Origin of the sequence: Streptomyces sp. WM4235, assembly GCF_001279725.1 — a bacterium.
Lineage (GTDB): Bacteria > Actinomycetota > Actinomycetes > Streptomycetales > Streptomycetaceae > Streptomyces.
Map to the genome: position 1 here is coordinate 1 of NZ_LGDE01000448.1, position 22,253 is coordinate 22,253.

Sequence of the window (22,253 nt, forward strand, 5' to 3'; positions counted from 1 at the left end):
GCGGGGAAGGGGTTTCCCCGGGGCGGCGGGGGGGGAAGGGGCGGCCGTTCCCCCGGGGGGGGTCGAAACCACCCCCGCCGTACCCAGACCATTGGGGCCGCCCAGGATCCGCCGCGGGGCGGGAGCGGGCGCTGTGGGTACGGCCACTTCGGCGGGTGCGGAAACCCCGGGCAGGGCGGAAGCCCCGGGCAGGACGGGGGCCGAGAACAGGGCGGGTGCCCGGGGCAGCGGTCGGGCCGGAGGCGGTGCGGGCGCCGCGGGGATGGCGGGCCGGCCGCCGCCGAAGGCGTGGACTCCCCGGCCGTGACCGTGGGTCCCGAAGCGGACCGCGGCTGCGGGCAGGCTCGACTGCCGAGGGGAAGGCCCGGGATCGGACATCCGAGGCTCCTTGGTTCCTGGGTGAGGGGGCGGGCTGATCCGGTTCTCTCGCACGGTCGAGGCCTAGCCGTGCCTGCGGGCGATCTGCACGTTCTCCAGGACACCGAGCGCGTCGGGCACCAGGATGGCGGCGGAGTAGTAGGTGCTGACCAGGTAGGAGATGATCGACCGCTCGTCGATTCCCATGAACCGCACCGACAGGCCCGGCTCGTACTCCTCCGGCAGACCGGTCTGGTGCAGACCGATGACGCCCTGCTTGTCCTCGCCGGTGCGCATCACGAGGATCGAGGTGGTGTTCTCCTTGCTGATGGGGATCTTGCTGCACGGCAGGATGGGGACCCCACGCCAGGCCGGCACCTGCTGTCCGCCGAGGTCGACGTGATCCGGATACAGCCCGTGCGCGTTGAACTCGCGCCCGATCGCCGCGATGGCCTTGGGATGGGCGAGGAAGAACTTCGAGCCGCGGCGACGGCAGAGCAACTCGTCGAGGTCGTCCGGGGTGGCGGGCCCGGAATGGGTCTGGATCCGCTGCTTGAACGCGGCGTTGTGGAGCAGCCCGAACTCCCGATTGTTGATCAACTCGTATTCCTGGCGCTCCCGCAGCGCCTCGATGACGAGCCTGAGCTGCTCCTCGGTCTGGTTCATCGGCTCGTTGTAGAGGTCGGCGACCCGCGTGTGGACCCGCAGTACGGTCTGGGCGATGGACAGTTCGTACTCGCGCGGGTTCTGTTCGTAGTCGACGAAGGCGCCGGGCAGTTCGGCCTCACCGGTGTGACCGGCCGACATCGCGATCTCGGCCTCGCCGTGCTTGTTCTGCCGTTGCAGCGGAAGGGACGCGAACCGCCGGACGTGGGCCTGGAGCTGCGGTGCCGTGGCGAGCACGGCGTCGAAGTCCGCGCGCGACAGGGTGAGGAGGGTGCCGGCGGTCTCGGCCGTGGCGGTGTGGTCCCACCTCGCGTCGGCGTCCAGCAGGGCGTGCTCGCCGAACCGGTCGCCGTCGGCCAGTACGGCGAGTTCGACCTCGTCACCGTACTTGCCCACAGCCGTCTGGCCGACGCGGCCGTGGGCGATCAGGTGGATCTGCCCCGCCGGAGTGCCGCGCTCGACCAACACCTCTCCGGCACGGAAGTCACGCTGGACGCAACGGCCGGCGAGCGCGGTCAGTACGTCCACGTCGTCGAAGTCGCGCAGCAGGGCGAGTTCGCCGAGCTCGCGGGGGATCACCCGGACGTGGGCCCCGTCCTGGACGAACTCGATGCGCCCGTCGCCGACCGTGTAACTCAGTCGACGGTTCACCCGATACGTGCCGCCCTTGGTCTCCACCCAGGGGAGCATCCGCAGCAGCCACCGGGAGGTGATCTCCTGCATCTGAGGGGCGGACTTGGTCGTGGTGGCAAGGTTGCGGGCAGCCGCCGTGCCCAGGCTGCTCTGCCGGGGTTGCGACTGCGCCTCGGGGCTCGTGTCCACGGTCATCGGGCAGGCTCTCCTTCGGAAGGGCGGTGCGTCGGCGCGCGTCCACGTCACCGGTGAAAGAAGAAAAACTGAGGGACGAATATGCGGGCAATCCGCCCGGATCCATGAGCACGCTAACGGTCTGTGCACCCGATCGGCCCCCGAATGCCAGGGGTGTTACCTCGATGCGGTGATCTGTCCCGCAGGGGCGTTTGAGGCCTCCACCAGTGGGGTTTCGGACTCGGCCGCGCAGGGCGCGACCGCGTGGCGTGGTCTGCGCGCCGGTTCACGGAGTCGCCGCCCGAGCAGGCCGAGGCGAGGTCAGCCGGGTGAGACGCCGCCGTCGACGGCAACCGCGTGCGGGCCGGGCGGGGCCGGTCGGCGGCCCGGGGCCGGGCCGGACTTTCGGCCAGGCCGAGCGCCTGGCGGTGCCTGACGGCGCCTGGCGGGCCCGGCCCGGCCCGCCGGCCGCCTTTTGACCGCGTGCGACCCGATGTGTACCGGGAGTGCACAGTCCCCGGTGTCCCGGAGCGACCCCGGACGATCGAACATACGATGGGCGGGAACCGGCGCGGGCGGCTTGCCGTGCCCCTCGGACTCGGGGTGGGAGAGGACGTATGGCAGAGGTGGCCGACACAGCGCGGACCGTCATCCTGACCGTGGACGACGACCCGGGGGTCTCCCGTGCCATCGCCCGCGACCTGAGGCGACGCTACGGCGCCACCTACCGGATCGTGCGGGCCGAGTCCGGCGAGTCGGCGCTGGAGGCGCTGCGCGAGCTGAAGCTGCGCGGCGACCTGGTGGCCGCGATCCTGGCCGACTACCGCATGCCGCAGATGAACGGCATCGAGTTCCTCGAACAGGCCCTGAGCGTGTACCCGGGCGCGCGGCGCGTGCTGCTGACCGCGTACGCCGACACCAACGCGGCCATCGACGCGATCAACGTCGTCGACCTCGACCACTACCTGCTCAAGCCGTGGGACCCGCCGGAGGAGAAGCTCTACCCGGTCATCGACGACCTGCTGCTGGCCTGGCGCTCCAGCGACCACAAGCCGGTGCCCGCCACCAAGGTGATCGGGCACCGTTGGTCGGCGCGCTCCTCCGAGGTGCGGGAGTTCCTGGCCCGCAACCAGGTGCCGTACCGCTGGTACTCCTCCGACGAGCCCGAGGGACGGCGGCTGCTGGAGGCGGCCGGGGCCGACGGGCAGCGACTCCCGCTGGTGGTCACTCCGGACGGCGGCGTGCTGGTCGAGCCGGAGGCGGCCGAGTTGGCGGCCCGGGTGGGGCTCGCGACGACACCGGCCGCCGACTTCTACGACCTCGTCGTGATCGGCGGTGGCCCGGCCGGGCTGGGCTCGGCCGTGTACGGGGCCTCCGAGGGGCTGAGGACGGTACTGGTCGAGCGGTCCGCGACCGGCGGGCAGGCCGGGCAGAGCTCCCGCATCGAGAACTACCTCGGCTTTCCGGACGGCGTGTCGGGCGCGCAGCTCACGGATCGCGCGCGCCGCCAGGCCGGCCGGTTCGGGGCCGAGATCCTCACCGCGCGCGAGGTCACGGGGCTGGAGGTCAACGGCTCGGCGCGCGTCGTCCGCTTCTCCGACGGTTCGACGGTCGCCGCGCACAGCGTCATCCTGGCGACCGGCGTGTCGTACCGGCAGCTCAGGGCACCGGGCTGCGACGACCTGACCGGCTGCGGGGTGTACTACGGCTCCTCGCTCACCGAGGCCGCCTCCTGCCTGGAGCAGGACGTGTACATCGTCGGTGGCGCCAACTCCGCCGGGCAGGCGGCGATGTACCTCGCGCGGGGTGCGAAGTCGGTGACCCTGCTGGTGCGCGGAGATTCCCTGACCGCGTCGATGTCGTACTACCTGATCCAGCAGATCGAAGAGGCGCCGAACATCACGGTGCGCACCCGGACCGTCGTCGATGCCGCGCACGGCGACGGACACCTGGAACAGCTGACGCTCCGGGACGTGGACAGCGGAGTGACCGAACTCGTCGACGCGCAGTGGATGTTCGTCTTCATCGGCGCGGCTCCGTTGACCGACTGGCTGGACGGCACGGTGCTGCGCGACGAGCACGGCTTCATCCTGGCCGGACCGGACCTGACGTCGGACGGGCGACCACCGGCCGAGTGGGAACTGGACCGTCCGCCCTACCACCTGGAAACCAACGTTCCCGGCGTCTTCGTGGCGGGCGACGCTCGCGCCCGGTCCGCGAAGCGCGTCGCGTCCGCCGTCGGAGAGGGAGCCATGGCCGTGATGCTCGTCCACCGGTATCTGGAGCAGTCATGAGCGGGCAGATCATGCCCTGCGGTCCGCAGGAGATCGCGTCGCTGTTCCTGTTCGAGAAGCTCTCCCCGGAGCAGCTCGGGAGGCTGTGCGGCGAGGGGCGGGTGGAGCGGTTCGAGCCCGGCCCGGTGTACACCGAGGGCGACCCGGCCACCTGCTTCTACGTGATGATCGAGGGCACCGTCGTACTGTCCCGCCGGGTCGGCGGCGACGACGTCGAGGTGAGCCGTACCTCCCAGCGCGGCGTGTACTCGGGAGCCATGCAGGCGTACCTGGGCGACCGGGTGCCGCAGACGTACAACAACTCGATGCGGGTGACGGAGCCGACCCGGTTCTTCGTGCTGCCCGCGCAGTCGTTCGCGGACGTCATGCAGGAATGGTTCCCGATGGCCGCCCACCTGTTGGAGGGGCTCTTCTTCGGTTCGAAGAACACCCAGCGGGCCATCGGGCAGCGCGAACGGCTGCTGGCGCTCGGCTCGTTGTCCGCCGGACTCACCCACGAGCTCAACAACCCGGCCGCGGCCGCCGTCCGGGCCACCGCGACGCTGCGCGAACGGGTGGGCAAGATGCGGCACAAGCTGGCGGTCATCGCCCAGGGCCCCTACTCCCGCGAGGCCCTGGCCGACCTCATCGAGATCCAGGACCGCACCGCCGAACGCGTCGCCAAGGCTCCGGTGTTGAGCCCCCTGGAGGCATCCGACCGCGAGGACGAACTCGCCGACTGGCTCGACGACCACGGCATCCCGGAGGGTTGGCGCATCGCGCCCACCTTCGTGCAGGCCGGGCTCGACATCGACTGGCTGGAGCAGGTCGCCGCGACCGTCGCCGAGGACGTCCTGCCCGGGGCGATCGGCTGGCTCAACTACACCGTCGAGACCGAACTGTTGATGGACGAGATCGACGACTCCACCACCCGCATCTCCCACCTCGTGGACGCCGCCAAGCAGTACTCCCAGCTCGACCGGGCCCCGCACCGGGTCGTCGACGTGCACGAACTCCTCGACAGCACCCTGCTGATGCTGTCCGGCAAGATCGGCCCCCGGGTGCGCGTCGTCAAGGAGTACGACCGTTCCGTGCCGGACGTGCCCGCCTATCCGGCGGAACTCAACCAGGTGTGGACCAACCTCATCGACAACGCCGTCTTCGCCATCGGCAGCACCGGCCGCGACGGCACCCTGACGGTCCGCACGGCACGGGAGGGGGACCGGCTGCTCGTGGAGTTCCGCGACACCGGCCCCGGGATCCCCGCGGACATCCGCAGCCGCATCTTCGACCCCTTCTTCACCACCAAACCGGTCGGTGAAGGCACCGGGCTCGGCCTGGACATCTCCTGGCGCATCGTCGTGAGCAAGCACCACGGAAGCCTCCACGTCGAGTCCGAACCGGGTGACACCCGCTTCCAGGTGCTGCTGCCCCTGACCGCCTCGGAAGCCGATGCCGCACCCGAGGCCGGAACCGAAACCGCGACTGAAACCGCGACTGAAACCGAGACCGAGACCGAGACCACCGAGGAGCCCGCATGACAGGAACAGGCGGAATCGACGGAATCGACCCGAGCGCCGCGCCTTCCGGCACCGGCTGTGTCGACTGCGACGCGGCGGGCGGCTGGTGGGTCCATCTGCGGCGCTGCGCCCAGTGCGGCCACATCGGCTGCTGCGACTCCTCGCCGGCCCAGCACGCCACCGCCCACTGGAAGTCCACCGGTCACCCCGTGGTGCAGAGCTTCGAGCCGGGCGAGGAGTGGTTCTGGGATTACGCCAAGAACGCGCTGTACGAGTCCGGGCCCGAGCTGACGCCACCCGGCGAGCACCCCGCGGATCAGCCGGCGCCGGGCCCGGCCGGACGGGTCCCGCAGGACTGGCAGCAGCAGTTGCACGACTGACCGGCTCCATTCGCCCTCCCGAGCGGCCTCCCCGAAGACAGCGAGCGGCCCCGCACACACTCTCGTGTGCGGGGCCGAACCGGCCGTTTCGTACGGGGAGTCGCGGAGCCCTAGTTGGGGGCCACCCGGCAGGCCGAGACCGCGGTCCCGTTGGTCACGCCGCCCGCGGTCAGGCCGGAGACGCACTGTGCGTGGTCGCCGGTCAAGCCGACGTAACACGCCATCCGGATCGAGTCCGGGGCTTCGCCGCCCTGGAGCTCCCGCTCGACCTGGTTGATGCAGGCCGTGACGTCCGCGTGGGCGGCGGGGGCGATGAAGCCCGCTCCGCCGAGCGCGAGGGTCAGGCCGGCGAGGACACCTGCGAATCGGGTCGACGCGCGCATGGAACGCACCTGCTCTCCGGGATGATCGCGCGGCCCGGGACATGGATGCCCCGGATCCGCTTGGGATCGGTGCCGAGCGCATGCGGCCGATGTGTGGCCACCGGGCCCGGGCTCCCGCACCGGACCGGCCCGGCAGGGCCTTCCCTCCCCTTTCGACGCTAGAGCAGCCCCCTGGGACGCGCATCCGCTGGGGTTCGGCAACCCGGCCGACGTGCGTCGGTCACAGGCTCTTCAGCAGGTCGTCGAGCGGGGCCGGCACCTGCCCGGGGTCGAGGGCTTCCGCGAGGAGGCGACCGTATCGGATCTTGCGGCCCTTCCTCGTGCCGAGGAAGCGCCGCAACTGCCGGTGCCGAGGTCGATCGTGTTGGGCGGGCTGGCGCAGGAAGGTCTGCCAGGCACGGAGGTCGTCGTCCTCGGCCCGTACGATCTCCTCGACCCTGGCCGCGCCCAGCGCGCGGATGAGCTCCTCCTCAAGGTCCGCCACGCACGCGAAGACGTCCCGGCACGGCGCCCCCGCGCGTTCCAAGCCGCGCTCGTAGAAGGGCCGTTCGCGCTCGTCGCACAATCCCGTCAGGCGCAGGCCGAGGCCGGGTGGTCCGAGGAGGCCGGCGTAGCGGCCGACGCTCATCGCCCCGCCCATCGACACGACGCACACCCCCTCGGCGGCAAGGTCACGGCCACGTCGTACGGTCAGCGCCTCCACGGCCGCGAGGTCGCTCGGGCCTTCCAGGAGCACCGCGGTCCGTAGCCCCAGCAGCATCGCCAGTTCGCCGGCCGGCCCGCCCGGGCCGCCGCTCGCCCAGTCATCGACCGCGTTCCGGAATGCCTGTATGTCCGCCATGGAGCGAGTCTGCTCTCTCGCCGACGGCACGGCACGCGATATTCCAGGGCCCGCTCGCGTCAGTCGGTCGCCGCCCGCGCGGTGAAGGTGGCCTCGGCGAACTCGGTGACCTCGGTGAAGCCGAGCCTGCGGTAGAGCCCGACAGCCGTGGCGTTGTCCGCGCGGACGTTGAGCCCGATGTGGTCCACACTCTGCCCCAGCCGCCGACACAGCGCGGCGACGCACGCCCCGCCCGCGCCCTGCCCGCGCACCTCGGGATGCGTGGTGACGTTCCCGATCGCCGCGACCCGGTAGGTGGCCGAGTGGACGTGCACGCCCGCGACCGCCACCAGCCGCCCGTCCTGCCGGGCTCCCAGGTACTGCCCGGTGTCGAGCATCCGGTGGTCGAACCAGTTGCCCGGGTAGGCCTGCTCGAACAGCGCGAGCAGCTCCGGCAGGTCGCTCCGGTCCAGCGGAGCGGGCCGCCACGGACCGGCCGGGTGTCGAGCGGCACGGTCGGGGTCCGCGAGCGCCATGCGCAGCAGAGTGCCGTGGGGCCGTGCCTCGTACGCCGCTTCCAGCACCTTGCCCGCGGCTCCCGTGAGGTGACCGAAGAAGCGCCGGGGGAGGATCGGCGCCAGCGCCCCGGCGAGTTCCTCCAGCCGGGCGCCCTCCTCGGGGCGGGCGAAGGCGAGCACGGTCGGGATGGAGCCGACCGAGTACACCAAGGCGACCGGGCCGTCCCGCGAAACCGTGTACCAACTGGTGTGCGGCCACAACAGGTCGTCCAGGTCGCCGAGTTCCATCAGGTGCATCGCCGGGTCGCGCCGGAAGCGGTCGGCCAGGGCGGCTCGGTCGTGAAGACTGCGCAAGGTCACCCGCCCAGCCTACGGCGACGTTCCGACCCGGCCCCCGCCAGGGCCGTGCCGAGCCCGGGCGCGGGGTCCGCGGCCCCTCCAGGCCACGACCGCGGTGTCGAGGGGCTCGGCGTCCGGGTGCCCGGGTTTGTCCGGGTGCCCGGGTCTGGGTTTGTTGGAGTACGCACAAACTGCTCCATGACGGTGAACGTCGTGAGCGGCGGACGGGACATCCGGGTGGGTGTCCGTCCCGCGCCGCGCGCCGGCGAGACAACACCGGGTCGCGGTGCTTTCGTGTCCGGGACCAGGGTCGGCTCGGACGCCCCTGCTCGGCCGGTTCTCGGCCCTCTTCCCCTGTGGGCCCGGCGGGCCCCGCAGCACCGTTCGGGGCGGCCCGCATGGCCGGGGGCGGTCTGGGGAAGACGGGGCGCATCTGATCGGCGATGTGATGGGTGAAGGCATGCGAAGTGTGGGCGTGGAAGAGGAACTGCTCCTGGTGGACGCCACCAGCGGTGTTCCGCTGGCCCTGTCGGGGCACGTCCTGGAGGCGGCGGACCGGTCCGCCGGGCAGCGTCCGAAGGACGACTGGGAGCGGGGCCACACCTTCGAGAGGGAGCTCGCCAAGGAGCAGGTCGAGTTCGCCACCAAGCCGGTCACGGACATGGGCGATCTGGCGCGCGAGATCGGTCGGTGGCGCAGGGAGGCGGCGCGGCACGCGGAAGGCGTCGGCGCGGTCGTGGCCGCCCTGGGCACCTCGCCGCTGCCGGTGGAGCCCTCCTTGAACACCGGCCGCCGCTACCAGTGGGTGGCCGAGCAGTTCGGGCTGACGGCGCAGGAGCAGCTGACCTGCGGCTGCCACATCCACGTGTCGGTGGAGTCGGACGAAGAGGGCGTAGCGGTGCTCGACCGGATGCGGCCCTGGCTCGCCGTCCTGACCGCGCTCAGTGCGAACTCGCCCTTCTGGCAGGGCCAGGACACCGGGTACGGGAGCTATCGGAGCCGGGTGTGGAACCGGCTGCCGTCCGCCGGTCCCGTGGACCTCTTCGGGTCCGCCGACGGCTACCGACGCCAGGTCCGGGCCATGGTCGACAGCGGTGTGCTCCACGACGAGGGGATGATCTGGTTCGACGCCCGGCTGTCGGCGGCGTATCCCACCGTCGAGGTGAGGGCCGCGGACGTCTGCCTCGACGGGTCGACCCCGGTCCTGCTGGCCGCTCTCGTACGAGGCCTCGTCGAGACGGCCGCCCGGTCCTGGCGCGCCGGGGAACCGCCCGCCCCGGTCAGTACGAGCCTGCTGCGGCTGGCGGCCTGGCAGGCGGGGCGCTCGGGTCTGGAAGGTTTCCTGCTGCATCCCGAGACGATGCGGCAGACCTCGCCCGAGGAGGCGGTCGACGCCCTCTACCGGCACGTGCGGGAGGCGCTCCTCGACCACGGGGACGACGCACTGGTCAGCGAGGGCCTCGAAGTCCTGCTCCGGGAAGGCAACGGCGCCCGTGTGCAGCGCGAGCTCCTGCGCGCCGGAGGCGATCTCGCCGCGGTCGTCACCCGCTGTGCCGAGATCACCGTCGAGACAGCCGCCACGAGCTGAGCGGTGCCGTACCCGTGAAAGCACCGGCGCGACCCGTGAAAGCACCGGCGCGCGAAAGCACCGGGCGGCGGTGGTGCCGGCACGCCTACCGGGCGGAGGGCCCCGCCTGCCCGGCGTGCGCCACACGGGTGCGTGCGCGAGGTCGCGCCGGGTGTTCGTGAGATCAGCGTGCTAGAGATATGGAGGAATCAGTAGAAAACAGGAGGTATGTGATGATGCGTGCACGTCTTCTTCGCATGGCGGCTGCCGCGGGTACCGCTGCGGTCCTGACCCTCGGCGGAGCCGCCGTGGCCGCCGCCGACGGAGGTGTCGGCAACGCGGGCATCGGCAACTCGGGTGTGGGCAACGCCGGTATCGGCAACTGGGGCATCGGCAACGCCGGCATTGTCAACTCGGGCATCGGCAACGCCGGTATCGACAACTCGGGCATCGGCAGCGCGGGCATCGGCAACACGGGTATCGGCAGCGCCGGCATCGGCAACTAGGACCGACCCGGACCACCTGTGCCCCCGGTGCCTCGGGTCGCCGTCTCGGACGGACGGACCGGGGTACGGGGGCGCCGCGCCGACCTCCACGCGCTGCGGGTCGGCGGCCGAAGGCTCCCGCACCGGCTCAGTCGACGGGCCGGTGCGGGAACCCTGTGCGCTGGGGCTGATGGACCAGGCCGACCGATGCCGGAGAGCGTGGCTCCTCGAACCGGCGGACCGGGTCCGTCATGCCTGTTCAGCAGTCGTCGCCGTAACCTCCGCCCCAACCACCCCAGTCGTCATCGTCGTCGTACCAGCCGTGGTTGTAGCCGTGGTCGTCGTCGTCATCCCAGCCGCCACCGTGGCTCACAGAGCTGACGGAGTGGGTGGGGGCTGCCGCCGAGGCCGTGCCGGCTGCACCGAGGGCGGCGCCCCCGGCCATCAGAACACCGGCGGCCGAAATGGCGAAGAGCCGCTTCACTCTCAGTCCTTGCATGGTTGTTCCCCTTCTCTTGTGTGCCACTCACGGCGACACGGGAGCCGATGCCGTCGCGCGCGGGGGATGCGCGCGGCTCGCGCAGATGGCCACACCAATGCGATGGCGTCCCCACTGTCAACGCGTCCTCGTCGGGTCGCGGATCTTTTGGACTGGGGCGCTCGATCAAGCCTCGCGCTGTGGCGCATCACTGGGGGTCGAGAATGCTCCCCGCAGTTGCGGCTCTCATCAACAAAGGCTAGTCACACACCGACGACTCGGCATCTTGTTGGCGACCGGGTCCACATTTCCGCAGCTCGAAGGCATGTCGGCGCCCCGGGGCAAGCCCGGCGCACCGATCCCGGCCCGCCCTCCAGGCCCGCCCCCCAGGAGACGAAGCCCACGATCCCGGAGCCGGGGCGTGCCTGCGCGGGGCGCAGCAGGGCCGTCCGTGCCCCGCGCATCCAGCCGACGACTTCCTCGATGGCGCCGAGGACGGAGGGGTCCAGGGGAGGGGCATGGCCCTCCCGCCGGATCTCCTCGAACCGTGCCAAGGCCTCCAGGCACTGTTCGTGCGTCCACTCGCCTCAGCGCGGACGGTCGTCCGACGGGACGACGGCGGGAAGCCCGCGCCACCGCCCGAACTCCGCGAGCGACATCGCGGTGACCCGCAGAGCCCGGAGCCCCTCGTCGACGACCTCCAGCCGGTCGCCCCGGAACGGGCAGAACCAGGAGTCTTGCCGCGCCCCCGGTGGGCCGGGGGCGCGCGGCGGCACTGTGTGCAGACGGATCCGTCAGTAGACCAGGCCGACGTGTGCGAGTGCCTGCTTCAGCAACACCTCGTGCCCGCCCGGCATTTCGCTCTGCACGGCCTGCGAAGCAGCCTCCTGCGGGCTGAACCAGACCAGGTCCAGCGCGTCCTGCCGGGGCCGGCAGTCGCCTGCCACCGGCACGATGTAGGCGAGGGAGACCGCGTGCTGGCGCGGGTCGTGGTAGGAGGTGACACCGGCCGTGGGGAAGTACTCGGCGACGGTGAAGGGCTGGGGCGAGGCGGGAACCCGAGGCAGGGCCACCGGGCCGAGGTCCTTCTCCAGATGACGCAGCAACGCGTCACGGACCCGCTCGTGGTGCAGGACGCGACCGGACACCAGGGTCCGGCTGACCGTTCCGTCCGGACCGATGCGCAGCAGCAGTCCGATGCTGGTGACTTCGCCGCTGTCGTCCACGCGCACGGGCACCGCGTCCACGTAGAGGATCGGCATGCGGGCGCGAGCCGTCTCCAGTTCGTCCGCGGTCAGCCAGCCGGGCGTGGTCTCGGTCGTGTCAGACATTGCTCGATCATACTTTGCGGGTGGGGTGCGCAGGGCAAGTGGCCGGCTCCGGTCTTCGAGCCCGGCCGCGCGGACGCCGGCCCCGGTCTCCGGCGAGCAGGACGCGGCCGGCCCGTGAGGAACCGCGAGCGGCCGGCTCGTCCCTGCCTTCGGCGACATGGGATCACGCGATGAGTTTTTGGCATCAGAGGCCAAGTATTGGCACCGCTGTTGCTCTGACGACTACAAAGGACCGGACCGAACCAGGCCCGGCGACGCGGATGATTCAACCCGTCGAAGATCGGGATTACATCGAAGGCGGTGGATGTGTCGTGCGTGAGTGCAGCAGGATCGAACCGATCGCGGTCGACTTCCCTCTGGGCAGTCCGAGTTCCGGATCCGCAACCTGATGTGTGCCGCCATGTTGAAACCCGTGTCGTTCTCCGTGGAGAGCGCGTCGGTGGACGCGTACCGCCTCCTCGCTTTGACCATACGATCGAGAGCGGCGAAGGCGCAGGGCTTTACCAGACGGGCGGGTCACGGTGAAGGGAGGATGCGGTACCTCCCCGTACGCATTCAGCTGAGGGGATTGTTCATCGAGCTCTACATCGAGCTCAGGGCGCAGAATGCGGGCCTTCGCATCGTCGGATTCCGTAACACCTACGAGAACGGTCAAGCTCCGCCCGAAGGCTATTTCCGTCATGTGCGGGACTCGGTCGCGCCACCTGGAATCCGCCGAGCGGAGGCCCTGCCGTTCGGCGGAGGGTGTTCCGCCCTGGAGAGGGCGGCGGACGTGAGGCGGACGGGCCTCACCCTGGGGCGACGCCCCATGAACAACGCGGTCGTCTGGCTGCACCGGAACAGGGAGCCGAGGCGCACCGCGCACGGGATCCTCGTGCTTTCGGAAATGCTCTGCGAGGCTGCCGGCTCCCCGGTCGTGGCGGACGAGATGTCACGCATCTGGATGACCGGTGGCCCGCTCTCGGCCACGACGAGAGCGGCCGCGTAACAGCGGACGACGCCTTTCCCACCGTGGGTGACGAGATCCGGACGAGGGTCGACACCACGTCGAGCGAAGGCGCGAGGCGTCGCGAGACGGCGCCTGGTATTCCCACGCAGGGGTAAAGGCAGCCGCCCGGTGATTCCCGTCCACATTCATGCGCATGGCCGCGACATCTCCATGGAGACCTACTCGCCCTGGCAGTCGGCCGGGTGACGCCGAGGCGACGGAGTGTCGTCGCGCCCGCTTTTTCGAGGACGTTCCCACTGGTCGGGACACGGATCGCCGAACTTTCGAAAAATTCTTCAACCAAGGACCAATCCAAGGGCGTTGGGGCCCCGAAGTACCAGCGAGACCCTTTCCGGGGGATCATCTCATCCCCGTACCATCTGCGATTCCCTTCCCGGGAATACACGGAGCAGGAGCGAATGTGATAGTCAAGCGAACTGGTCGCCTCGTGGTGCTCGCCACCGTGCCCGCCGCCGTCTTCCTGACCCTGGGGCTTTCCGGCCCAGCCCTCGCGCAGGCCGGGAAGGCGTACCAGATCGACCTGGCACAGCTGAACGACTCCGGTTCCCGAGGTACCGTCATGCTCAGCCTCAAGGGCAACCAACTGACCGTGCAGATAGAGTCCGAGGGCATGGTGCCCGGACAACCGTCGGCCCAGCACCTGCACGGATCGACCAAGGGGCACAACTTCCACTGCCCGGACGCGAGCGACGACACCGACGGCGACGGGATCCTCAGCAACACCGAGGCCACGGTCGACTACGGCGACATCAACATCTCCCTCACCACGTCCGGGGACACCAAGGCGACCAGTGGTCTCGCCGTGGAGCGCATGCCCGTCGCCGACAACACGGGCAAGCTCTCCTACAACCGGACGATCACCGTCGGGCAGGACGTCGTCGACCACATCAAGGACCTGCACATCGTGCAGCACGGCATCGACCGCAACAACGACGACAAGTACGACTTCGACGGGGCCGGCAAGAGCGAACTCGACCCGAAGCTGCCCCAGGAGGCCACGGCTCCGACCAACTGCGGCGAGGTCAAGGGAGCGTCCGTGGGATCCATTCCGGTCGGTGGCGTCGAGACGGGCGGCGGTTCTCCGCGGCAGGCGTCGGTGTCGGCGACGACGATGACCGGGGCGGCGCTCGCCGCAGCCGCCGCGATGGCCGGTGCGGTGGCCATCAGGCGCAGGCGCGCCGCCCTGGTCCCCGTCCGTACGGAGAACACCGGGAAGGCCGCGTGAAGCCCGCCGAGGGCCGCGTGCCCACCGCGTCCACCCCCCGGCCGCGCCGCCGCAGGACCGTCGTCCCGCTGGCCGGAGCCGCCCTCGCCACCCTGCTCCTCGCGGGGTGCGGCGGCGAGGACACGGCGGCGCCCCCCGCTCCCGCCGGCCAGGCCCAGCAGGGTCAGGCCCCGCAAGGCGGGGCACCCGCAGGCGCCGCCACCGGAGGTACGCCGTCCGGCAAGCCCTCCACCGGCGGCCACCAGGCGGGGTCCGCCGGCGGGTCGCACGGCGGCACGGATGCGGCCGGGGCCAAGCCCGCGCTCGCCCGCTCGGAGCCGCAGAAGATCACGATCCCGTCCCTCGGCTTGTCCAGTTCCCTGGAAACGCTCCGTCAGAAGACGGACGGAACCATGGAGACCCCCAAGAACCCCGATCTCGCGGGCTGGTACGAACCGGGTCCGACCCCCGGTTCCCAAGGGCCCGCCGTGATCGCCGGCCATGTCACCTGGAACGGCGCGTCGGCCGTGTTCGAGAAGCTGAAGACCATGAAGGCCGGTGACACCATCAAGGTGGCCCGCCGGGACAACAAGACGGTCACCTTCAAGGTGGACCGGGTCGCCGAGTACCCGAAGGCCAAGTTCCCCACGGTCGAGGTCTACAAGAACCTCGACCACGCGGGCCTTCGCCTGGTCACCTGCGGCGGCGACTTCGACCCGAAGAAGCACTACTACGACAGCAACGTCGTCGTGTTCGCCAGCATGGCGGGCACCGCGTAGCCGGGAACGGCCGGGCGACGGGGGGCGAGGTGTCCGCCGGCCGCAGACCACACTGCGGCCGGCGGACACCTCGAAGCGCTGGGACTCCGATACGAGCCGAGGCGCCCACGGGTCCTCAGGGGATCTTCACGCACAGCGCGCTCTCCCCGAGGGGATGCGTGCGCCGGCGGGCGGGATCGGCCAGGTGGCGGGTCACCGCCGGCGCGGGGCCGAGGATCAGGTTGCCGGCGAGCAGCGTTCCGCCAGGGCGCAGCAGCCGGTACAGGTCCTCCACCACCGCCGGCGTCGGGGTGAACCCGTCGAAGAAGGCGAGATCGTAGGTGCCACCGCCGAGTCCGGGCAGGACCTCCTCGGCGGCGCCGGGCAGGACGGAGATCCGTTCGGCGAAACCGCGCCGGGCGATCTCCGCCCGCGCCAGTGCGACGTGCTCCGGATCCATCTCCACGGTCTCGACGTGCGCCCCCGGCGCCGCGTACGCCATGGCCAGGGAGGTGTACCCCAAGGCCGTGCCCACCTCGACGATCCTGCGGGCCCCCACGGCGGCCGCCATCACGGCGGGGAACGACCCCTCGCCGTAGGCGTAGGCACCGCAACGGTGCGCGCGCCGGTGTCGGCGCGTCGCCTCCTGGACGTCGGCGAAGGGGTCCGCCACGTCGACGGGGTGCCGTACGGCGGCGATCACCGCCACACCGGCGGTACGGAACCTGTTCCAACGTGTCGTCACCGGCCTCGCCTTGGATGTGGCGCTTGGCATCCGTCCCTCCTGGACTGCCCGACCTTCCGGACCGGGCTGCGGGATCTGCTGCCGGGGGAGTGAGCACGGACCCGGTGGTCCCCCTCCGGCCGCGCGGCGTCCGGGCCCCGGGTTGTTCGCACCGGCGGTGCGTGGGGGACCCCGACCGAGTGTTGCCAAGACGGCAACAGGAGTCGCGGTGGTCTCGCCGGCCGTCGCATGATCGCTCTGCGCCCCTGACCCGCGGGCCACCCCGTACCGGGCAGTGGCGCACTCGACGTAAGCCGATCGACCGACAGCCCGGAGGAATCCATGTCGCAGCCCGACCCGATCTCGCGTGCCACACATCGCGTGGTCGCCTCTCCTGCCGGCAGGACCCACCTGGTGGAGCAGGGCGCGGGGCCGTTGGTGCTGCTGGTGCACGGGTTCCCGGAGTCCTGGTACTCCTGGCGACACCAACTGCCCGTGCTGGCCGCGGCCGGATACCGCGCGGTGGCGATGGACGTTCGCGGCTACGGGCGTTCCTCCCGGCCCGAGGATGTCGCCTCGTACGGAATGCTCGACCTGGTCGAGGACACCGTCGCCGTCGTGCGGGAGCTCGGCGAGGAGACCGCGGTGATCGTCGGGCACGACTGGGGCTCGACCATCGCCGCGCACTCGGCCCTCATCAGGCCGGACGTCTTCCGCGCGGTCGGCCTGCTGAGCGTCCCCTACGCGCCGCCGGGCGGTCCGCGGCCCAGCGACATCTTCGCCGGCATGGGCGGGGACGAGGAGATCTACGTCTCCTACTTCCAGCAGCCCGGTCGGGCCGAAGCCGAGATCGAACCCGACGTCCGCGGGTGGCTCGCGGGCTTCTACGCCGCGTTCTCCGCCGAGACCATGCCCGGACCCGGCGCCCCGGACCCGCACTTCGTCAGCCGAGGCGGGACGCTGCGCGAACGGTTCCCGGCCGACCACTCGCCCGCGTGGCTCGGCGAGAACGAACTCGACTTCTACGCCGGGGAGTTCGAGCGGACCGGACTCGGCGGAGCACTCAACCGCTACCGGAACATGGACCGGGACTGGGAGGACCTCGCCGACTACCGGGGCAGGCCCGTCACCCGGCCGTCCCTGTTCCTCGGCGGCGCGCTGGACGCCTCGACCACTTGGATGGCCGAAGCGATCCGGGCCTACCCCACGACCCTGCCCGGTCTGATCTCCTCGCACATCCTCGACGACTGTGGCCACTGGATCCAGCAGGAGCGCCACGAGGAGGTCAACGCCATCCTGACCGCCTGGCTCGCCTCCCTGCCCGCGTGAGCCGGGGGCCGAGCGACGCCCCTACCGTCGAGGCGGCCCGGCTTCCCGTGCCGCTCGGTCGGGCACCGGGACTCATCGTCGGTCGTCCGGCCGATCGGACCACCCGTGCTCCAGCAGGTCGAAGGCTCGGGTGAGGGCCCGGCGCGCATCGCCTTGGCCGTGGGCGGCGCGGGGGGCTTCGAGGGCGAAGTGGGCCAGGGCGGCGCAGCCGGGGTCGTCGGCGGGAAGGCCGCACTCGTCCGCGATGGCCCGCGCGAGGGCGGTCGAGTGGCGCAGCCACATGTTCTGGAGGTAGTCGCGCAGGGCCGGGGTGCTGCTCACCAACTCGAAGAAGTCGGTGAAGCGGGCGTCGCCGGCGGTGGCCGCCAGGCGGTGGCGCAGGGCGTGCTCCCGCAGGGCGGCGGGGATCGAAAGGCCCCGGGGTCGTTCGCGTACGGCGGCGAGCAGTCGGGCTTCCTGGTCGGCGTCCTCGTCGAAGACGAGGGCCTCCTTGACCGGGAAGTGCTTGAACAGCGTGGTGGTGGACACGTCGGCGGCGTCCGCGATCTCGCGGATGCCGACCGCGTCGTAGCCGCGCTCCAGGAACAGGCGCAGCGCGGCATCGGCGATGGCTTGTCGGGTGGCTGCCTTCTTGCGCTCCCGGCGCCCCAGCGGTGCCGACGGGAGGCTCGGATCGGTGTCGTTCACAAGGCGACCCTACCCCTTGGTGGGACGAGCCAGAAAGTGCAACCGTTGCACTTATTGAGTCGGTGTGCTTTTCTGGAGCGGCGGCCGTGAGGTACTGCCCGGCCCCGCTCTCTCACCCGACACAACCCCGTCCCACAGCGGCGAGCCGCAGGGGCGGCACGAACGGAGCACGTCATGAACACCACCCGCACCACACCCCGTATCGCGATCATCGGTGCCGGCCCCGGTGGCCTGATCTGCGCCCGCATCCTGCGGCAGAACGGCATCACCGCGACGATCTACGAGTCGGACACCTCCCGCACCTCCCGCGATCAGGGCGGCAGCCTCGACATGCACCCCGGATCCGGCCGGCACGCTCTGCAACAGGCCGGGCTGCTGGACGACTTCCTCGCCCGGTCCCGTCCCGAAGGCCAGCAGATGCGCCTGCTCGGCCGGGACGGACGCGTCCTGTTCGACGCGATCCCGCCCGAGGCCGACACGGCCGAGGGCAACCCCGAGATCGACCGCGGTCAGTTGCGCGGCCTCCTCCTCGACTCGCTCGATCCCACCACCGTGCGCTGGGGACACAAGCTCACCCGCGTCGAACCCCGCGGCGACGGCACCCACCGCCTGCACTTCAGCGACGCCCTCGCCGCCGACGCGGACGACACCGCCGACATCACCGCCGACGCCGACATGACCACCGACGTCGACCTCGTCATCGGTGCCGACGGCGCCTGGTCCCGGGTCCGCCGCGCCCTGTCCGACGCGACGCCCCGCTACACGGGCGTCACCTTCGTCGAAACAGGCCTCGACGAGGCAGACACCCGCCACCCCGCACTCGCCGAACTCACCGGCAACGGGACCATGATGGCCCTGGACGACAATCTGGGATTCGTCGCCCAGCGCAACAGCGGCGGCCACATCCGCGTCTACGTCGGCATGCGCATCGACGAGGACTGGCAACGGCACGCCGGCCTCGACCCGGCCGACACCAAGGCCGTACGCGCGGCCCTGCTCGACCGGTTCGGCGGATGGAGCCCCGACCTGCTCGGTTTCATCACGGACGCCGACACCGGCTACACCAACCGCCCGCTGTACGCCCTGCCGGTGCCGCACACCTGGGCACCCACCCCCGGCCTCACCCTCCTCGGCGACGCCGCCCATCTCATGTCCCCCTTCTCCGGGATGGGCGCCAACCTCGCGATGCTCGACGGAGCCGACCTCGCCCAGGCCCTCGTCGATCACCCCACCGTCGACCAGGCCGTCACCGCGTACGAGAAGATCCTCCTGCCGCGCTCCGTCGAGGCCGCCGAAGGGGCGGCCGAAGGCATCGACGGCGCCTTCGCCCCCGACAGCGCCGAACAGACCCTCGCCCACATGACCGGGCACCACTGAGCCGGCCCGGACGAGGTCCGAAGTCGCAGGCCGATCCGGCGGCCTTCGCCGTCCGGAGCCCGGACCGGCCGCCACCGGATCGGGTATCACCCCGCGGTGTGACTCAGCCCTGGTCAGGCCTGCGAACCTCGGGCATCCCACGCGGCGAGGACCGCGTCGTGCTTGTCCCTTTCCAGGCCGACGGGAACCTCACCCTGTAGGTACTTGGGCCGCGGATACCCACCGTCGCGGAGTGCCCGCCACGTGTCCGCGACGGTCTCGGAGACCGGGCGGCAACGCAGGCCGGCGGCCAGCGCCTTGGCCGACGAGGCGGTCCAGGCGCCGGAGACCTCGGGAGTGTCCGGCACCCACAGCGGAACCTCGGTCCACGGGGCGACGTCGTGTTCCCGGAGGAACCGCTCGTCGGCCCACACGAGTTCGGTATCGGCGCCGGTGGCGTCGACGCAGGCCCGCAACAGCTCGCCCATGGTGGTGTTCCCGGGCACGCCCGTGGTCAGGTACCGGCCGGAGCCGCCCTCGGCGAGCCGGTCGAGAAGGAACCGGGCGATGTCGCGGGCGTCGATGAGCTGCATCGCACGGTCCGGGGACCCCGGAGCCAGTACACGGCCTCCCCGTGCGATGGTCTCCAGCCACCAGGGGAGGCGTCCGACGTTCTCTCCGGGGCCGACGATGATGCCGGGATTGACGATCAAGGCGTGTCCGGGGAAGCCTTCTTCGACCGCCCGCTCGCATCCGGCCTTGAGGGCGTTGTACGGCACGTCGTCCGGTGCGGTGTCCGGGGCGCACGCGTGGCGGGGAAAGGTCTCGTCCACGCCCTTGGCGGGCCAGTCCGCGTAGGCATGGAAGGACGAGACGAACGCGTACGCCCCCGCGTGCCCGGCCAGCGCCCGAACCGACCGCCGTACGGTACGGGGCTCGAACCCGCAGGTGTCGATCACCCCGTCCCAGGTGCGATCCGCCGCCGCCGCGCGCAACGCGGCCTCGTCCTCGCGGTCGCCGCGGACCACCTCCACGCCGGAAGGCGCCGACGTTTCGTCCTCCGCTCGTTCCTCGGCCCCGCGTGAGTGGCCTGGTTCGAGGCTGTTCGCCTCGTGTATAGGCTCGTCGTCATGACCCGTGCCTGGAGCTTGTCGATGCTGTTCGTGCTCTGCGGCTCGGTCGTCGCGGCCGGGGTGCTGTTCCGGGGCGCCCCCGGCGCTGCCGCGGTGCTTCTGCTGCTGTTCGGCCTTCTCGCGGGCGTGCACTCGCCTCTGGTCTTCCCGAAGTCGATCAGCGCCGTGGAGGCGCAGCGCCGCAGCGCGGTCGACGGCTGGCCGATCGTCTTCTGGCGGTCGGGCTGCAAGTACTGCATCCGACTGCGCATCCGGTTGGGGCGTGAAGCCGGCCGGTTGCACTGGGTCGACATCTGGCGTGACCCGGACGGCGCGGCAGCCGTCAGGGCGGCCAACGACGGCAACGAGACCGTGCCGACCGTCGTCGTCGCGGGCCGGCCGCACGTCAACCCGGATCCGCGGTGGATACGCGAACAGTTCGTCCGTTCTCCGTGAACGGGAGTGGGCCGTCGGCGTCAGGGACTCACGGCAACCGGTCGGACTCTCCGCGCAGAACGCAGAACTCGTTGCCTTCGGGATCGGCGAGGACCGCCCAACCTGAACCGTCCGGATTCCGGTGGTCGGCGACGAAGGTCGCACCGAGGCTCAGCAGCCGGTCCACCTCCTGCTCGCGAGAGGTCTCGGGGCGCAGGCACAGATGGATCCGATTCTTGACCGTCTTGGCCTCGGGTACCTGATTGAAGTACAACGCGGGGCCCTCGGCGAGCAGTACCTGAGTCTCCCGGTCACCCGGTCCGACGTCCGGATGGATCGGACGGCCCGTCACACCGCTCCAGAAACGGGCCAGTTCGTAGGCGTTGACGCAGTCGATCGCCACGTTCTGCACTACCGAAACCATGTGCCCCAGCCTTCCTGATCACGACTCGCCCTCACACCGGATGCGGGCCGAAGGCCTGGTGGGCGCCGGGGAGGCCACGCGTGAACCGCAGGGCTCCCAGCAGTGAGAACAACTCCGCGACCGTACCGGACGAGACGATCACGGTCGACCTGATTCCAGTGCCGACCTCCACCGTCCGGGGTCGTCGCCGCGGATGTGTCGCCGGATCAGGTCTGTGCGTCACCGGTCCACGCGCGGAGCTTCTCCGGGTTGCGGACCGCCCAGATGCGGCTGACGCGGTCGCCGGTGAGGTCGAACGCGGCCACGGTCACGGGGACTCCGGTGTGCTGGGCGACCAGGCCGGGCCGGCCGTTGACCGTTCGCTCCAGGAGTGTCAGGCCCGGGGCCTTGGCGGCGATGTGGATCAGGTACTGGGCGATGCTCCTGCCGCCTTCGACCGGCCGCAGGACGGTTCCGACGAGGCCGCCGCCATCCGCGGTCATCGTGGCGTCGGGGTCGAGGAGACCGACGAGGGTCTCGATGTCCCTGGCCTCCCAAGCCTCCTTGAACCGGCGAACCAGACCGGCCTGCCCGGCCGCCGGCGCCGGGTTCCGCGCGGCACGGACGCGCCGACGGCCCGAGGACGCCAACTGCCGGCAGGCCGCGGGCGTCCGGCCGACGATCGTGGCGACCTCGGCGAAGGGGTAGCGGAAGACGTCGTGCAGGATGAACGCCACGCGTTCCGCCGGCGTCATCGACTCCAGTACGACGAGGAAGGCCATGTCCACCGACTCGTCCAGGACGATCTGGTCGGCGGGGTCGGCCGGCTCGGTCCCGCCGCCCGCGCGCCCACCGATCCACTCCGTACGGTCGGGCAGCGGCTCGGGTATCCACGGGCCGACGTACCGCTCGCGTCGGGCCCGCGCCGAACCGAGCACGTCCAGGCAGATCCGGCCGGCCACCGTCGTCAACCAGGCACCGGGCGACGCGACGGCCTCCTGCTGTTGCCGGGACAGCGCGAACCAGCGGGTGTAGGCCTCCTGGACCGCGTCCTCGGCCTCGGTCGACGAACCGAGCAGCCTGTAGGCGAGATTGATCAACCGGCGCCGCTCGCCGACGACCACGGTCAGGTGGGGCTCGGACCGGCTGTGACCCGGCTCGGACGCGGCGCTCATGCTCCGGACCACTGCCTGCCTCTCCTCGTTCGCTTCCCGCTCATTCCGGATCTCTCCACGGCGGCGAAACACCGCACCGGACAACCGGGTTCGGCGCCTCGCCTCACAAATCGCGGGCCTGCGTCGTCGAGTGAGTG

At 71.1% G+C, this 22,253-nt stretch carries 22 protein-coding genes; 11 read left to right on the top strand and 11 right to left on the bottom strand.

The genetic code is table 11. The annotated features are described in order from the left end of the window. Positions 1-441 precede the first annotated feature (441 nt). The gene (locus ADK55_RS30910; protein WP_053683475.1) at positions 442-1,851 is read right to left on the bottom strand and encodes a family 2B encapsulin nanocompartment shell protein; all 1,410 of its coding nucleotides are present in this window, start codon (positions 1,849-1,851) and stop codon (positions 442-444) included. Between the two features lie 596 nt (positions 1,852-2,447). Between ADK55_RS30910 and ADK55_RS30915 the strand changes: the two genes are divergently transcribed. Genes ADK55_RS30915 through ADK55_RS30925 form a run of 3 tightly spaced genes read left to right on the top strand, consistent with a single transcriptional unit; the run spans position 2,448 to position 6,003 of the window. Beyond that, positions 2,448-4,124 carry an FAD-dependent oxidoreductase gene (locus tag ADK55_RS30915; RefSeq protein ID WP_053683477.1) on the top strand — a complete coding sequence of 559 codons (1,677 nt, stop codon included), beginning with the start codon at positions 2,448-2,450 and terminating at the stop codon, positions 4,122-4,124. Beyond that, complete coding sequence (locus ADK55_RS30920) at positions 4,121-5,644, top strand: ATP-binding protein (protein ID WP_053683479.1); 1,524 nt, start codon at positions 4,121-4,123, stop codon at positions 5,642-5,644. Before ADK55_RS30915 ends, ADK55_RS30920 begins: the two co-directional genes overlap by 4 nt. Next, complete coding sequence (locus ADK55_RS30925) at positions 5,641-6,003, top strand: UBP-type zinc finger domain-containing protein (RefSeq protein WP_053683482.1); 363 nt, start codon at positions 5,641-5,643, stop codon at positions 6,001-6,003. Before ADK55_RS30920 ends, ADK55_RS30925 begins: the two co-directional genes overlap by 4 nt. A gap of 110 nt (positions 6,004-6,113) precedes the next feature. On the opposite strand, the gene ADK55_RS30930 is transcribed toward ADK55_RS30925, so the two are convergent. The 3 genes from ADK55_RS30930 to ADK55_RS30940 all read right to left on the bottom strand — a co-directional run bounded on the left by ADK55_RS30930 (position 6,114) and on the right by ADK55_RS30940 (position 8,084). Continuing rightward, positions 6,114-6,386: a hypothetical protein gene (locus tag ADK55_RS30930; RefSeq protein WP_053683484.1), complete on the bottom strand. Its 273-nt coding sequence runs from the start codon at positions 6,384-6,386 to the stop codon at positions 6,114-6,116. Positions 6,387-6,606: 220 nt separating this feature from the next. Further along, positions 6,607-7,227 carry a TOPRIM nucleotidyl transferase/hydrolase domain-containing protein gene (locus ADK55_RS30935; protein WP_053683486.1) on the bottom strand — a complete coding sequence of 207 codons (621 nt, stop codon included), beginning with the start codon at positions 7,225-7,227 and terminating at the stop codon, positions 6,607-6,609. A 59-nt stretch (positions 7,228-7,286) separates the two neighbouring features. Continuing rightward, positions 7,287-8,084 carry a GNAT family N-acetyltransferase gene (locus ADK55_RS30940; protein ID WP_053683488.1) on the bottom strand — a complete coding sequence of 266 codons (798 nt, stop codon included), beginning with the start codon at positions 8,082-8,084 and terminating at the stop codon, positions 7,287-7,289. A gap of 439 nt (positions 8,085-8,523) precedes the next feature. Between ADK55_RS30940 and ADK55_RS30945 the strand changes: the two genes are divergently transcribed. Both ADK55_RS30945 and ADK55_RS30950 read left to right on the top strand, forming a co-directional pair. Beyond that, a complete protein-coding gene (locus ADK55_RS30945; RefSeq protein WP_053683524.1) occupies positions 8,524-9,651 on the top strand; it encodes a glutamate--cysteine ligase in 1,128 nt (375 codons plus the stop codon). A 212-nt stretch (positions 9,652-9,863) separates the two neighbouring features. Next, positions 9,864-10,136, top strand: coding sequence for a pentapeptide repeat-containing protein (locus ADK55_RS30950; RefSeq protein WP_234350324.1), 273 nt, complete (start codon positions 9,864-9,866; stop codon positions 10,134-10,136). Between the two features lie 238 nt (positions 10,137-10,374). On the opposite strand, the gene ADK55_RS30955 is transcribed toward ADK55_RS30950, so the two are convergent. Then, positions 10,375-10,614: a hypothetical protein gene (locus tag ADK55_RS30955; RefSeq protein ID WP_159041605.1), complete on the bottom strand. Its 240-nt coding sequence runs from the start codon at positions 10,612-10,614 to the stop codon at positions 10,375-10,377. Positions 10,615-11,387: 773 nt separating this feature from the next. Then, a complete protein-coding gene (locus ADK55_RS30965; protein ID WP_053683494.1) occupies positions 11,388-11,924 on the bottom strand; it encodes an NUDIX hydrolase family protein in 537 nt (178 codons plus the stop codon). A gap of 568 nt (positions 11,925-12,492) precedes the next feature. On the opposite strand from ADK55_RS30965, the gene ADK55_RS30970 reads away from it, so the two are divergent. The 3 genes from ADK55_RS30970 to ADK55_RS30980 all read left to right on the top strand — a co-directional run bounded on the left by ADK55_RS30970 (position 12,493) and on the right by ADK55_RS30980 (position 14,916). After that, on the top strand, positions 12,493-12,912 hold the full coding sequence (locus ADK55_RS30970; RefSeq protein ID WP_234350325.1) for a ribosome-inactivating family protein: 420 nt from the start codon (positions 12,493-12,495) through the stop codon (positions 12,910-12,912). A 421-nt stretch (positions 12,913-13,333) separates the two neighbouring features. After that, complete coding sequence (locus tag ADK55_RS30975) at positions 13,334-14,158, top strand: hypothetical protein (protein WP_053683499.1); 825 nt, start codon at positions 13,334-13,336, stop codon at positions 14,156-14,158. Then, positions 14,155-14,916: a class F sortase gene (locus tag ADK55_RS30980; protein WP_078999602.1), complete on the top strand. Its 762-nt coding sequence runs from the start codon at positions 14,155-14,157 to the stop codon at positions 14,914-14,916. Before ADK55_RS30975 ends, ADK55_RS30980 begins: the two co-directional genes overlap by 4 nt. Before the next feature lie 115 nt (positions 14,917-15,031). On the opposite strand, the gene ADK55_RS38885 is transcribed toward ADK55_RS30980, so the two are convergent. Beyond that, positions 15,032-15,640 (bottom strand): O-methyltransferase, encoded by a 609-nt coding sequence (locus tag ADK55_RS38885; RefSeq protein WP_159041606.1) that lies wholly within the window; start codon positions 15,638-15,640, stop codon positions 15,032-15,034. A 321-nt stretch (positions 15,641-15,961) separates the two neighbouring features. Here ADK55_RS38885 and ADK55_RS30990 point away from each other — a divergent pair, with 321 nt between their 5' ends. Continuing rightward, entirely contained in the window at positions 15,962-16,948 is a 987-nt protein-coding gene (locus tag ADK55_RS30990; RefSeq protein ID WP_053683503.1) for an alpha/beta fold hydrolase, read from the top strand. 72 nt (positions 16,949-17,020) lie between these two features. On the opposite strand, the gene ADK55_RS30995 is transcribed toward ADK55_RS30990, so the two are convergent. Beyond that, positions 17,021-17,635 (bottom strand): TetR/AcrR family transcriptional regulator, encoded by a 615-nt coding sequence (locus ADK55_RS30995; protein ID WP_053683504.1) that lies wholly within the window; start codon positions 17,633-17,635, stop codon positions 17,021-17,023. A 174-nt stretch (positions 17,636-17,809) separates the two neighbouring features. On the opposite strand from ADK55_RS30995, the gene ADK55_RS31000 reads away from it, so the two are divergent. Then, the gene (locus ADK55_RS31000) at positions 17,810-19,012 is read left to right on the top strand and encodes an FAD-dependent oxidoreductase (RefSeq protein WP_053683506.1); all 1,203 of its coding nucleotides are present in this window, start codon (positions 17,810-17,812) and stop codon (positions 19,010-19,012) included. Between the two features lie 113 nt (positions 19,013-19,125). Here ADK55_RS31000 and ADK55_RS31005 read toward each other — a convergent pair whose 3' ends face one another. Continuing rightward, on the bottom strand, positions 19,126-20,025 hold the full coding sequence (locus ADK55_RS31005; protein ID WP_053683508.1) for a hypothetical protein: 900 nt from the start codon (positions 20,023-20,025) through the stop codon (positions 19,126-19,128). 96 nt (positions 20,026-20,121) lie between these two features. Here ADK55_RS31005 and ADK55_RS31010 point away from each other — a divergent pair, with 96 nt between their 5' ends. Next, complete coding sequence (locus ADK55_RS31010; RefSeq protein WP_053683510.1) at positions 20,122-20,559, top strand: glutaredoxin domain-containing protein; 438 nt, start codon at positions 20,122-20,124, stop codon at positions 20,557-20,559. A gap of 28 nt (positions 20,560-20,587) precedes the next feature. Here ADK55_RS31010 and ADK55_RS38890 read toward each other — a convergent pair whose 3' ends face one another. Both ADK55_RS38890 and sigJ read right to left on the bottom strand, forming a co-directional pair. After that, positions 20,588-20,962, bottom strand: coding sequence for a VOC family protein (locus ADK55_RS38890; RefSeq protein WP_053683512.1), 375 nt, complete (start codon positions 20,960-20,962; stop codon positions 20,588-20,590). 206 nt (positions 20,963-21,168) lie between these two features. Beyond that, on the bottom strand, positions 21,169-22,116 hold the full coding sequence (gene sigJ, locus ADK55_RS31020) for an RNA polymerase sigma factor SigJ (RefSeq protein WP_053683531.1): 948 nt from the start codon (positions 22,114-22,116) through the stop codon (positions 21,169-21,171). Between the last annotated feature and the right edge of the window lie 137 nt (positions 22,117-22,253).

What these genes read in the sequence shown, in the direction of transcription:
- ADK55_RS30910 (WP_053683475.1), bottom strand. Translation starts at nt 1,851, where the DNA reads ATGACCGTGGACACGAGCCCCGAGGCGCAGTCGCAACCCCGGCAGAGC.
- ADK55_RS30915 (WP_053683477.1), top strand. Translation starts at nt 2,448, where the DNA reads ATGGCAGAGGTGGCCGACACAGCGCGGACCGTCATCCTGACCGTGGAC.
- ADK55_RS30920 (WP_053683479.1), top strand. Translation starts at nt 4,121, where the DNA reads ATGAGCGGGCAGATCATGCCCTGCGGTCCGCAGGAGATCGCGTCGCTG.
- ADK55_RS30925 (WP_053683482.1), top strand. Translation starts at nt 5,641, where the DNA reads ATGACAGGAACAGGCGGAATCGACGGAATCGACCCGAGCGCCGCGCCT.
- ADK55_RS30930 (WP_053683484.1), bottom strand. Translation starts at nt 6,386, where the DNA reads ATGCGCGCGTCGACCCGATTCGCAGGTGTCCTCGCCGGCCTGACCCTC.
- ADK55_RS30935 (WP_053683486.1), bottom strand. Translation starts at nt 7,227, where the DNA reads ATGGCGGACATACAGGCATTCCGGAACGCGGTCGATGACTGGGCGAGC.
- ADK55_RS30945 (WP_053683524.1), top strand. Translation starts at nt 8,524, where the DNA reads ATGCGAAGTGTGGGCGTGGAAGAGGAACTGCTCCTGGTGGACGCCACC.
- ADK55_RS30950 (WP_234350324.1), top strand. Translation starts at nt 9,864, where the DNA reads ATGATGCGTGCACGTCTTCTTCGCATGGCGGCTGCCGCGGGTACCGCT.
- ADK55_RS30955 (WP_159041605.1), bottom strand. Translation starts at nt 10,614, where the DNA reads ATGCAAGGACTGAGAGTGAAGCGGCTCTTCGCCATTTCGGCCGCCGGT.
- ADK55_RS30965 (WP_053683494.1), bottom strand. Translation starts at nt 11,924, where the DNA reads ATGTCTGACACGACCGAGACCACGCCCGGCTGGCTGACCGCGGACGAA.
- ADK55_RS30990 (WP_053683503.1), top strand. Translation starts at nt 15,962, where the DNA reads ATGTCGCAGCCCGACCCGATCTCGCGTGCCACACATCGCGTGGTCGCC.
- ADK55_RS31000 (WP_053683506.1), top strand. Translation starts at nt 17,810, where the DNA reads ATGAACACCACCCGCACCACACCCCGTATCGCGATCATCGGTGCCGGC.
- ADK55_RS31010 (WP_053683510.1), top strand. Translation starts at nt 20,122, where the DNA reads ATGACCCGTGCCTGGAGCTTGTCGATGCTGTTCGTGCTCTGCGGCTCG.
- ADK55_RS38890 (WP_053683512.1), bottom strand. Translation starts at nt 20,962, where the DNA reads ATGGTTTCGGTAGTGCAGAACGTGGCGATCGACTGCGTCAACGCCTAC.
- sigJ (WP_053683531.1), bottom strand. Translation starts at nt 22,116, where the DNA reads ATGAGCGCCGCGTCCGAGCCGGGTCACAGCCGGTCCGAGCCCCACCTG.